Genomic DNA, 12,436 nt, shown 5'->3' on the forward strand with positions numbered 1-12,436 from the left:
ACAGCGATCGCAAGTTAATATTGCATTTGGGCGAAAATCGGAATATCACATCTAAAAATTGGACAGAAATCGAAATTTAAGATTTTAATCTTTTTACTTAAGGTAATCCCACAAATAAATCATCTCATTTGTTTACTCCACAATACTTCTGTCCTCCTTATCCTTGAATAACGAAATATTTTTTTAATCTCAGCCTCTGATGTCTCTGAAGACGAGTGTTGATTGATTTGATGATGCTGATTGATGGGAAAAAATTAGTAGTTGGGTAGATTCAAAAGAATTAGCTTGTGATTAAATTTCGTTAACAGCTTCGCTCGTATTAGCCGTTTGTAGTGGTAAAGACAGTACATAACGGTGTCCAGATTCTGCTGAACCTTGAATCGAAATTTGTCCACCATGCAATTCCGCCAGCTGACAACTGAGCAACAAACCTAAGCTTTCACGAGATAAACCATTATTACTCTTAACTAATTCCATCTCAGGATTAGCGATCAATAAATCTGAGTAAGAATCATTTAAGTTGGGTGATTGTTCTAGTGCTATTGTCAAACCTCCTAATTCATCTGGGTTTGCGGCATAAGCACTGTATGATACTGCTTCATTGGTCAATTCCAATAAAGATAAGGGATGAAGCCGAAAATAAGGATCAACTTCAGTAATTCCATCTCCCAGCCAAGGATGTGAAACCCAAACAGTAATATTCAGGGTATTTTCCTTGTAAGAGACATGAATCCGCACAATACTACCTGTAGCGGATAACTGAATTACGCTAAACACCATGTGATAAAGAATTTGCCGCACTTTGTCTTTATCCAAAGGCCAAATGCGACCACGCCCTGGTTCTATTGATAGGCGAATATCTTGCTCCCGACGGTTAGCTGGCTCTTCCAAGCTATTAATAGCTTGTTGGCATAACATTTCGATGTCTACTGGAGCTAGGTTGAGACTCTGGGAATTGTCCTCTACAGTACCTAATTCAGTGATCTCGTTAACGAGAGAAAGTAAGTAACGACCACTATGTTGGATAATTTCGAGGTACTCTCTTTGCTTGGTTGTCAAAGGCCCATAAATTTCTCTACCTAAAACACTAGCCATACCCAGCACAGAAGTTAAAGGAGTCCGTAACTCTTGGGTAAGTTGACCTAATAGTTCTAGTTTTAGCTGTTTAGTAGAATGTGATTCTTTTTCTAAACTCGCTGATGAGAGCTTAATGCCATTGCTAGACTCTTCATTGATGAATAAAGTAGACCCATTCTTTTGATTGCTTTTTTCTGGTCTACTTTGCAAAAGTCGGTTGCGTTCAAACTCACTCATGCTCCAACGAGCAATGATTTGCAGAAATTCAATATCTCGGTTTTTAAATTCGCGCGGTACCAAATCCATCACGGCTAAGGCACCCAAACAATGACCGGAAGAATCAATTAATGGCACTCCCAAGTAGGCGCGAATGCCATATTCTTGTACTAATTTACTAGTAACAATAGTATTACTACTATATTTATGAGTGTCGTTAATGACTAGTTCTCTGCAAGTTTCCACGACTTGGGTACAGAAAGATTCTCGGCGCAATAACTGACGGTTTTGCGCCAAATGATTCATTAATCCCAGTCTGGATAAACCTACTGCTGACTTAAACCAGTGACGTTCCTGATCTACAAATCCCAATATGGAAATTGGTGCTTCCAAAAAATGGGCAGCCGTTTGAGTAGCTTCCTCAAAAACTGGTATTGTTTCGGGTTGTCGCAAACCAAGTTCTGACAGCACGGTGAGGCGCTGTTGTTCTCTTGTTTCTTGAGAAGCCCAACCATCCTTAAGAGCAAATAAGTTATTTTCAGGCTCTACCATTGCCACCGCTACCTTGATAATTCGTCGATATTGTAATATATATAACCACTGTTGCCGGGTTATGATTTCCTATTGTTAAGCATTCCCCAATTTTGCCCTCGACAAACAATAATTGCATAGAAATTTTATATAACTGTGGAAATTACGGATAAATAAGAGGATGTCACGATTACTCAAGGTTTTGATATCAGACAACGTTAGTTTTTAACTTGACTTGGGTAATATAATTCTAAGATTGGTATAAAAGTATTTTCTCTGTAGTAATTGTATACATAGGGCAAAAATGAGGTTTTCTGCCGTACTTACGCAAACATTGTTTATATCTCAAATATTTTTTACGTATAAATACTGTTAAATTAACTTAATCGTATTTAAGGGAGTATTTTGATGTTTGTGAGCAGAAAATACAGATTATTCTAGTATTTAACAAATGATAAAAATCTATTTTTCCAGCAATATAAATTCGTCAGTAACCAAAATTAGTATCAGGCTTTTATGTTTGTTATTCATGGATTTTATGGCAGAAAAAATTATATTCAAGAGTAAATTTTATCAAAGGTTTACTTATGTTTTACAAATCTGATTTGTTTAAAGTTTATGGTTAAACAATCAGTTTACACAGATTTTCGAGCAAGTTTTACACCTAAAGTTTGAGGCGCAATTATCAATGAATAAAATGGTTGTGAGAGTCCCTTTTGTTGATTTAAATTTACAACATCAACCAATTCAAAATCAATTAGAACAAGCAATTAATAGTGTATTAAATCGGGGAGATTTTGTTTTAGGTAAGGCATTGGCAGATTTTGAGACAGCTTTTGCCGCAGCATCTAATTCAGAATATGGTGTGGGTGTAGCCTCTGGAACAGATGCGATCGCTCTTGGTTTACAAGCTTGTAATATTGGTGTGGGCGATGAAGTAATTTTGCCAGCCAATACTTTTGTTGCCACATTAATTGGAGTGTTACGGGTTGGCGCAAAACCAATTTTAGTTGATTGCGACACCCATACAGCCTTAATTGATTTAGCCGCAGCAGCGAAAGTAGTTACCGCCCAGACAAAAGCCATTATTCCTGTACATTTGTATGGGCAGATGGTATCGCCAAAACAATTATTAGATTTTGCCGCTACATACAAACTATTAATTTTTGAAGATGCCGCCCAAGCGCACTTAGCTGAACGCGAAGGTTATCGGGCTGGTTCTGTGGGGACAGCCGCCGCTTTTAGCTTTTATCCCAGTAAAAATTTAGGGGCTTTTGGTGATGGTGGAATGTTAATTACCAAAGATCCAGAAATTGCCCAAAAAATGGTGCGCTTACGCAATTACGGTGCAGCCCAAAAATATGTGCATGTGGAACCAGGGACAAATAGTCGCCTAGATACCTTACAAGCAGCAGTGTTGCTGGCAAAATTACCTTATTTACAACAATGGAATAGCGATCGCAACGCCATCGCCCAACAGTACGATACTCAATTAGCCCCCTTAGCATCTGCTGGCATTATCCCCATCCAAAATCAAAGCGGCGCAGGACACGTCTATCACCTCTACGTCATTAAAGTGGATGATCCTACCTCACCAGAACGCCGCCAGCAAATTCAAGACAAACTCTCAGCCGTCGGCATTCAAACAGGAATTCACTACCCAATTCCTTGCCATCTCCAACCAGCATTTACCTACTTGGGCTATCAACCAGGAGATTTCCCCCAGTCTGAAAAACTAGCCAAACAAATATTATCTCTACCCATGTATCCGGGTTTAAGCAGTAGCCAAATTCAAGAAGTCGTGGCAGAGATTACATCAATCATGAGTGGCGAACAACAACAGTTGTTATCCGTCTAAAAACCAAGAATTCATGAGTCACAACCAGAGGTAGTGACCACATTTCAGCAAGCTCAATAACCATCTGCGCGGTTTCCAAAGTATTGATTTGAGGTTAGTCCGCGCAGGTGGTCACTGAGCTTGCGATGCCCTGAGCTTGTCGAAGGGTCGAAGTGCAGACTTCGATTGTGTAGCCCCAGACTTTAGTCTGTGGGCATAATGAAATTCATCCTAGAGACTAAATTTATCATCTCATGCTCTTTTGACTCCTGAGTTCTGAATTCTTCAATACTTTAAAATCATGGCACTTCCGCAACACATTCAAATTAGAAGCACTCAACAAATACTGAGCATCGCAATTTTAGGTGTTTTAGCATTACTATACACACCCTTGTTGCTTCATTGGCTAGATGGTTGGCTACACAAAACTATCAGCATCGAACACGAATATTTTAGTCATGGAATAATCGGTCTGCCATTTGCTGCTTATTTGAGTTGGTTAAACCGCAAACAATGGCAACGCTTACCAGATAGCACTCATCCCTTGGGTGCTTTTTTACTGTTAATCGGCGGCGTATTTTATCTAAGCGGAATTGCTGATTGGGTTAACCTATCTTTGCCAATTATTCTGACAGGATTGTGCCTGTGGTTTAAAGGTGTGGCAGGTGTGCGCTTACAAGGCTTTCCGTTGGTATTGATATTTTTAGCAACCCCCACTTTTGTACCTTATTTATTAGTTCCCTACACCTTACCCCTACAAAGCTTTATCGCTGGCACAGCCGGATTCATACTCAATCAAATTGGGATGCAAGTCACCGTTGATGAAATCAATATTTACGTTGGTGGACGCATTGTGGAAGTAGCGCCCTATTGTGCAGGGCTAAAAATGTTGTTTACAACTCTCTACGTCAGCTTAATGCTGCTGTATTGGACTGGTGCTTTGGTTTCCCGACGCATTAGTGTTTGGTTTATGTGTATTTCTGTAGCCATTAGCGTTACCGCCAATATTATTCGGAACACCTTCCTCAGTTACTTTCACGGCACAGGTAACGAAGCCGCATTTAAATGGTTGCATGATAGTTGGGGCGGTGATCTGTATTCTGCTTGTATGCTGTTATTACTCGTACCATTACTGAACTGGATGAACAACAATTTGTTAGCAGATCCAGAAATTGCAGAACCAATAGAAGAGCAGAACTAATAAATGCTACTTTTACTGAACTCAGAGTACCAATTATTCAGTAAAATCTTGCGTAAATCTTGCAAATTTTACTGATGATTTCCTTTTCCAAGGTTCTCAAAGAAAAACAGGTGACTTATATAATACCTCTGGTATTGTTGCTGCTGCTCTTGGCAATGGGCGCAGTTCCCAGCTACTTAAAAGGGCGCTGGGAATGGAAACAGCCGCCACCTGTCACCACCCTCAAGGAATTAAAAAAAATACGTAAAACCGGATTAACCATTCCTGGCTGGGAAACAACTCAACAAGCCGAACAACAAGTAGGCGAACATAAATGGTCGTTGCAAGTTCTCAAACAAGCAAGTCCACCCACTCAGGTGATTTTGCTATTACTGCCACAAAACGGCCCGAAGGATCAACCGGAAGTGGAATGGACGGAGATTAACGGCTGGGGTAGGTTGCGCTGGGGAAAATGGGATATAGCCCAAGAACGTTCTCTGGAATTTTCAGTGAAACCGTCCCAAAATGCTAGTTCTACTGCTGATGCGTTGGTAAAAGCGAGATTTTTCCGCGTTTCCACGCAACAAGATACCTTTGCTGTTTTACAGTGGTATGCTTTCCCCAATGGTGGCAACCCATCACCTTTGCACTGGTTTGTTAAAGATCAATTGGCACAGTTGCAGAAACGCCGAAATCCCTGGGTAGCAGTGAGTATAATGATACCGATTGAGCCTTTGGGTAACATAGAAACTACCAAGTCACTAGCTCAATCTTTGGGTGAAACGGTGCAAACTAGATTAATGGCAAATGCTTTATCTAGTAATCCTAGATGATACATGAACAAAAGAGACAAGGCAGTCCCGATGAAACTTGTTTCATAGCCAAGCATGAAAGTGGGACTAGCATTTTTACTCAGCACTCAGCACTCAGCACTTTCAAGTCCGAGAGATGTTAATCAATCATTTAGGATTGCTATAGCCAGTTGAGAAGTATTTTGGGTTGTAACTATGTGAACTTAACTAAAGAATGTGGAAAACCTGTTATCTTTGATCCATCAATTTCCCAGAGTGGCAAGTTAAAAATTTGCCTCTTATCTATAATCAATTCTGCAACTCAAAACAAATATACAAGTTACTTTCAACCTAAAATAACGACTCGGTAGAATTAATTCTCAATACAGTTTGACCGCACCGATGCTTATAGTTTCCCATCCTTATGTACGTGCATTTAGCACTTTATGTTTTGTGAGTTTTCAGGCAGGTGTTTGGCTGACAAATTCTGTTCAACCTGTTGTGGCTCAATCTTTACCATCTCCCACAACATCACCAGGGCAATTACCTGTACTACCACCCGAAAATCCTGCCCAAGAAGAATCACCACTACAACCTCCCGCACCGCCTCCAAATGCTGATAGTACATTTCCCAATGAAAGTGGCGCGGCTTCTCCCCAACTCAACCGTTACCTTTTAGGGCCGGGAGATGTAATTAATGTGACGTTTCAACGTCCTTCTGGTGCTTATCGCTTGGGGCCGGGAGATTCTATTAGTGTGATAGTTCAACGCTTCCCAGATTTAAGTTTTGAAGCTTCTATTAATCCAGAAGGTAATATTGCCGCACCCTTGCTCGGCACTGTAACACTACAAAATTTGACTTTACAAGAAGCTCAAGAAAAAATTCGCTTGTCATTCAATCGTTATGTTATTAATCCTGTAGTGGTTTTGTCTTTGAAGGTTCTACGCCCGGATTTGAGTTTTCAAGCTCCAATTAGTCCTGAAGGCAATATTGTTGTACCACAAGTGGGAATATTATCTATACAAGGTTTGAGTTTAGCAGAAGCTCAAGAAAAAATTCGCTTAAGTTTAAGTCGGGTTATGGTTGATCCGATGATTTCTGTATCTCTATCTGCCACAAGACCTGTACAAATTACGATTAGTGGTGAAGTTTTTCGCCCAGGTATTTATTCTGTCACCTCAGCAACCCCAAGAGTTGCTGATGCTTTACTGATAGCTGGTGGTTCTACAATGGGTGCTGATCTGCGTCAAGTGCAAGTACGGCGGACATTAATGGATGGTTCTGTGATTTCGCAAAATATTGATTTGTATGCTGCATTGCAAAATGGTGCTTCCGTGCCGAATTTACGCTTGCAAGATGGCGATGCAGTGATTATCCCCCGTCGGGAGGTGGGTAATGATGATGGTTATGATCGCAATTTAATTGCTCGTTCATCTTTAGCTGTACCACAAATTCGTGTCCGGTTGTTAAACTACGCTGCTGGAGGACTGGTGACACAAACCCTACCAAATGGCAGTACTTTTGTAGATGCTTTGGGGGGAATTAATTTAGATACAGCAAACCTTCGAGATATTGCTTTAATTCGATTCGACCCAGAACGGGGCCGCGCAGTTACGCAAAGGCTTGATGCCAAAAAAGCACTTTCTGGTGATATATCTCAAAATGTCCCGTTACAAGATAATGATGTTATTGTTGTTGGTCGCAACTTGATTACGAGAATCACCAATATCTTTAGTACAATTACTCGGCCGTTCTTTGATGTTCAAAGTTTTATCCGCTTCTTCCAATTTTTTGGCGGTGGCTCAAATTAAAACATCTCTGGCTTGGTAAATCATTCTTGACCACCATTCTCTCGCTTATTTCTATGTGTCTCTGCTATGACCCCACCAATTGTTAAACGCTATCTAATTGCCTTCGAGAAGTACAAGTGGATTGGACTAGCTGGTTTTGGGCTAGTGGTTGTCGGGTCAACGGTGGTGGCGGTACAACCAGATCCACCAATAAGTTACATAGCAAATGCAGCACTGACTTATAATCGTCCACCGGTTTCATTTTCGCTGACGGGAAATGAAATTCAGCAGCAAGGACAAGACTTAAGTGAGGGGGCTTTACTGTCAGATCAAATTATTGAAGCAGTTGCAACCAAGGTTAATGTTAAGCCCAAAACTCTTGGTACAAATGTGGCTTTGAAGTTACCCGAAAAAGCTGCTAAGGCGGGAGAAGCTGTATCGACAGTGATTGATCTGAAATATAAAGATACTGATCCGAAACGCGCTCAAGAAGTGCTTCAGGAATTGATGCAAGCAATGATCAAGCTGAGTGGCGAGATTAATACAGGGCGATTAAGAGCAATTATTCAAAAAATTGAAGAACGCATACCCCAGGCGAAAGCAGAATTACAAACGGCGGAGAAAAGATTAGAACAATACGATCGCCGGGAGCGTCCAGCAATATTATCAGCAGAAAATGGTAGTTTATTAGCAGCAATTACTAACAGTCAAAATCAACAGCGACAAATTCAATTAAATATTGCAGGGATTGACGCTCAAATTCTCAGTTTACGCACCAAGTTAGGTTTAGATGTCAATCAAGCTTATGTTTCCTCAGCTTTGAGTGCTGACCCAATTTTGACCAATTTGCGAACACAGCTATATCAAACAGAATCGCAAATCGCTTTGCTGCGGAAAGATTTACGCCCGGAACATCCAACGATGATTCAGTTGTATCGCCAAAAAGAAGCCACTGAACAACTAATTCAACAACGTGCTAATGAAGTGATTGGTGGCGGTGGTGCGGCTGCACCGTTGGCGGGAAATATTTCCGGGATTCGCGCTCAAAGTAATTTAGACCCAGCCAGACAAGGGTTAGCGAATCAAATGGTGACTTTGCAAACCCAACGCGATACTCTACAACAACAGTTGGCACAGCAAATCCGCGAGGAAGTCAGACTCAGGCAGGAGTATTCTTTAATACCCAACAAACAATTAGAGCGATCGCGCTTAGAACAGGAAGTTGCCTTGAAAAAAGCGGTTTATGACCAAATGCAAGCCAAACTTACTGATTCTAAAACCGCCGAGGCAGAAACTGTTAGTAGCTTAACTATTGCCCGCTCACCATTGATTATTCCCGAACCCACGAAAGCCAAAAGCGTACCAGCTACTCTAGGGGTTGGTGGTTTCTTGGGCTTGTTGGTGGGTGGTGGTGTGATATTTTTACTGGGTGCTTTAGAAGGGACATTCAAAACTCAAGAAGATATCCGCGACAGCCTCAAACAACGAGAGGTGGTGTTACTTGGCGAAATACCTTTAATGTCAGTGGAGAATTTACCTCCAGACACAGTACCAGTAGTATTTTCACCCGATTCGCCCTATTTAGAGTTTTATGAAAAATTCCGCAGTAATTTACGCCGTTTGGGTGGTAAAGATGTAAAAATACTCCTCATTGCTAGTACTGGCGCTCAAGAAGGCAAAACAGTAAGTGCTTACAATTTGGGTGTGGCTTGCGCTCGTGCGGGGAAACGTACTTTGATTATTGAAACTGATTTGCGATCGCCTTCGCGGGCTGCATCCCTAAAAGTTAATCTCGACCCCGACGCGACTATTGAACCTTTGCGTTACTATGCCAGCTTGAGTGATTGTATTCGCTTAGTACCAGATATAGAAAATTTATACATTATTCCTAGTCCTGGCCCTGTTCGTCAATCTCCAGCTATCATCGAATCTAGCGAAATGCGGCGGCTGATGGAAGATGCCCGTGAGCGTTATGATTTAGTGATTTTAGATACTAGTCCTTTAAGTTATTCCAATGATCCTTTGTTGATTCAACCCTATAGCGATGGTATAGTCATGGTCGCCCGACCGAACTATACACAAGAAAGTTTGTTAGGTGAAGCGATCGATCAATTACAAGAAGCTGAATTGGGGCTACTGGGTGTGATTATCAATGGTGCTGATATTGAAGTTGCTTTACCAGAAACGAAAGAACCATTACCAACCTCTGCATCAGAATCAGCAATTGTGGAAGAAGTTGACCAAGTTTCCGTAGGGTAAGTAATACGCTGATGTCACAGAGCCAATCGAAGTGAAGAACGGAGATTGAGACACAGAAATTCGTAATCTTGATTATGCGAGCTGATTAATAATTACGACATTAATTTATTCTATCTACGCTGAGTCTCTAATTAAACTCAAGTTAGGATCAAAATAGTTAGAATCGCAACTTTAAGCAATAACGGTGGAGAATACTGTATGAATCTGGTTGGACTCCAGAACTGGCTAGATAATGCCTCCTTTGCGGTGTTATTCCTCACCATGTTGGTTTACTGGGGAGGTGCAGCTTTTCCCAAGCTACCAGCATTGGGCGCTTTAGGAACAGCTGGAATGGCGATCGCTAATTTGTGTATCGCCACCCTTTTAGGCGCAAGATGGATAGAAGCAGGTTATTTTCCCCTGAGTAACTTGTATGAATCACTGTTTTTTTTGACTTGGGGAATTACAGCAGTTCATTTAATTGCGGAAAATGGCACCCGTAGCCGCTTAGTGGGGGTTTTTACTACACCTGTGGCAATGGGGATAACTGCCTTTGCTGCCCTGACTTTACCCTCAACAATGCAAGCAGCAGAACCATTAGTGCCTGCATTAAAGTCTAACTGGCTGATGATGCACGTTAGTGTGATGATGTTGAGCTACTCTGCATTAATGGTAGGTTCAATATTAGCGATCGCTTTTCTGGTTGTAACACGCGGTCAAAAAATCGAGTTACAAGGTAGTTCTGTTGGTACTGGTGGCTACCGCAGTAATGGTTATCGCCTACACAAAGCCGGTGAATTAGTTACTCAACCAGCAACAAATCTAGCTGAAAATAACGGTTCTGCTCGTCGGTTTGAAACCAATACTAACAACGGTAACACCGCCGTTTTAAACTTGGTCACAACTGCACCATCAGAAGCTACAGAACCCGCCGCAGTTCTTTCACCCCAGCGTCTCAGTCTTGCCGACACCCTAGATAATATTAGCTATCGCATCATTGGCTTAGGCTTTCCCCTGCTGACAATTGGGATTATCGCTGGCGGAGTTTGGGCGAATGAAGCTTGGGGTTCTTACTGGAGTTGGGACCCGAAAGAAACTTGGGCGTTAATTACTTGGTTAGTTTTTGCAGCTTACCTCCACGCTAGAATTACCCGTGGTTGGCAAGGTCGTCGCCCCGCAATTTTAGCCGCCAGTGGCTTTGTTGTCGTTTGGATTTGTTATCTGGGTGTGAATCTTTTAGGCAAAGGTTTACATTCGTACGGTTGGTTTTTTTAATAGCTTTAGCCCCTCTTCATAAGTGGAGAGGGGTGAAATTATAGCAGAAGGCAGTGGTTTGGCTACTTCGACTGCGCTCAGTACAAGTTCGCTCACCAATCAGGCAGGAGAAAAAGTCTTACCATTCCTTGTATTCAAGCTTTAAAATTGTCCTAACATCTCTGACTACCGCTATATATTTGATATTTTGTGAATAGATTCTATGTTTTGAAACCGCAGATGTACGCAGCGAAAAGTTGCGTGGGCGGCTCTGCCGACTTGAGCAAACTTTTCAAGACAGATGCACGCGGATAAAATTATCAATTATCTGCGTCCGTCCGCGTGCATCTGCGGTTAATAATTCAAAATGGTATGGACTCCTTTACACGCCAAAATTCATCGCACTATCAAATCGCGTCATTTATTTAAACATCAGGAACGGCTATTAGTCGCGGTTTCTGGTGGACAAGATTCTCTGTGTTTAATTAAATTACTCTTAGATTTGCAACCTAAATGGTTATGGCATATCGGTATTGCTCATTGCGATCATCGCTGGCGGGATGATTCACAAGCAAATGCCAACCATGTAGAAAATTTGGCGAAAAATTGGGGTGTGGATTTTTATTTAGAAACTGCCAAAGAACCTGTAAATAGTGAAGCGGCGGCGCGTGATTGGCGATATCAAGTTTTAAATGCGATCGCCCAAAAATATAATTATCAATATATCGTCACTGGACACACAGCCAGCGATCGCGCTGAAACCCTGCTGTACAATTTAATGCGTGGTACTGGCGCTGATGGTTTACAAGCTTTAACTTGGCAACGTCCGTTATCGGAAAAAGTTATTTTAATTCGTCCACTATTGGAAATTACTCGTCAACAAACAGGGCAATTTTGCCAAGATTTTCAATTACCTATTTGGGAAGATTCTACTAATCAAGATATTAAGTATTCCCGCAATCGCATCCGCCAAGAATTAATTCCCTATTTACAAACCAACTTGAACCCCAAAGTCGAATCAGCTTTAGCCCAAACAGCAGAACTTTTGCAAGCAGATGTTGAGTATTTAGAACAAGCCGCCCAGCAGTTGCGGGAAGCAGCAACTATGGGGAGTGGTGATGTTTTGAAATTGAATCGTCAGATATTAAAACCAGCGCCAATAGCTTTACAACGGCGGGTGATGCGACAGATATTATTAAAAATCTTACCCGACGCACCTAATTTTGACCATATTGAAAAATTAACAGCTTTAATTATCGCCCCGAACCGTTCCCAAACCGATCCCTTTCCTGGTGGTGCGATCGCTCAAGTCCAAGGCGATTGGATTTTGATAAAGTATGAAGCGTGAAGTATAAAACTGGATTTTAGTAGTCAGGACTTACGCAGAATCATGAAAAAACGAACCACAAAGGGCGCATAGACGCGGTAGCGGCTTCCCGCAGGGTAGGACACGAAGTTAAGAGGATTCGAGAGGGTTTTTGCGTAAGTCCTAGTAGTAATAAATATACTCCCAAGTTTAAG

The 12,436-nt window shown here is 41.6% G+C and carries 8 protein-coding genes; 7 read left to right on the forward strand and 1 reads right to left on the reverse strand.

Annotated features, from left to right (window positions below; all coding sequences use genetic code 11):
- Nucleotides 1-291: 291 nt before the first annotated feature.
- Nucleotides 292-1,845 (reverse strand): GAF domain-containing sensor histidine kinase, encoded by a 1,554-nt coding sequence (locus H6G28_RS28045; RefSeq protein ID WP_190593031.1) that lies wholly within the window; start codon nt 1,843-1,845, stop codon nt 292-294.
- 667 nt (nt 1,846-2,512) lie between these two features.
- On the opposite strand from H6G28_RS28045, the gene H6G28_RS28050 reads away from it, so the two are divergent.
- The 7 genes from H6G28_RS28050 (at nt 2,513) to tilS (ending at nt 12,263) form a co-directional block, all read left to right on the forward strand.
- Nucleotides 2,513-3,682 (forward strand): DegT/DnrJ/EryC1/StrS family aminotransferase, encoded by a 1,170-nt coding sequence (locus H6G28_RS28050; RefSeq protein ID WP_190675898.1) that lies wholly within the window; start codon nt 2,513-2,515, stop codon nt 3,680-3,682.
- A gap of 280 nt (nt 3,683-3,962) precedes the next feature.
- A complete protein-coding gene (gene crtB, locus H6G28_RS28055; protein WP_190593033.1) occupies nt 3,963-4,862 on the forward strand; it encodes a cyanoexosortase B in 900 nt (299 codons plus the stop codon).
- A gap of 74 nt (nt 4,863-4,936) precedes the next feature.
- On the forward strand, nt 4,937-5,674 hold the full coding sequence (locus H6G28_RS28060; RefSeq protein WP_190593034.1) for a cyanoexosortase B system-associated protein: 738 nt from the start codon (nt 4,937-4,939) through the stop codon (nt 5,672-5,674).
- Nucleotides 5,675-6,034: 360 nt separating this feature from the next.
- Nucleotides 6,035-7,444, forward strand: coding sequence for a polysaccharide biosynthesis/export family protein (locus H6G28_RS28065; RefSeq protein ID WP_190593035.1), 1,410 nt, complete (start codon nt 6,035-6,037; stop codon nt 7,442-7,444).
- Between the two features lie 66 nt (nt 7,445-7,510).
- Entirely contained in the window at nt 7,511-9,682 is a 2,172-nt protein-coding gene (locus H6G28_RS28070) for a GumC family protein (protein WP_190675900.1), read from the forward strand.
- A 198-nt stretch (nt 9,683-9,880) separates the two neighbouring features.
- Nucleotides 9,881-10,936 carry a c-type cytochrome biogenesis protein CcsB gene (ccsB, locus tag H6G28_RS28075; protein WP_190675902.1) on the forward strand — a complete coding sequence of 352 codons (1,056 nt, stop codon included), beginning with the start codon at nt 9,881-9,883 and terminating at the stop codon, nt 10,934-10,936.
- Between the two features lie 346 nt (nt 10,937-11,282).
- Nucleotides 11,283-12,263 carry a tRNA lysidine(34) synthetase TilS gene (gene tilS / locus H6G28_RS28080; protein ID WP_190675905.1) on the forward strand — a complete coding sequence of 327 codons (981 nt, stop codon included), beginning with the start codon at nt 11,283-11,285 and terminating at the stop codon, nt 12,261-12,263.
- Nucleotides 12,264-12,436: the final 173 nt, after the last annotated feature.

Origin of the sequence: Nostoc sp. FACHB-190 (assembly GCF_014696905.1) — a bacterium.
Lineage (GTDB): Bacteria > Cyanobacteriota > Cyanobacteriia > Cyanobacteriales > Nostocaceae > Nostoc_B.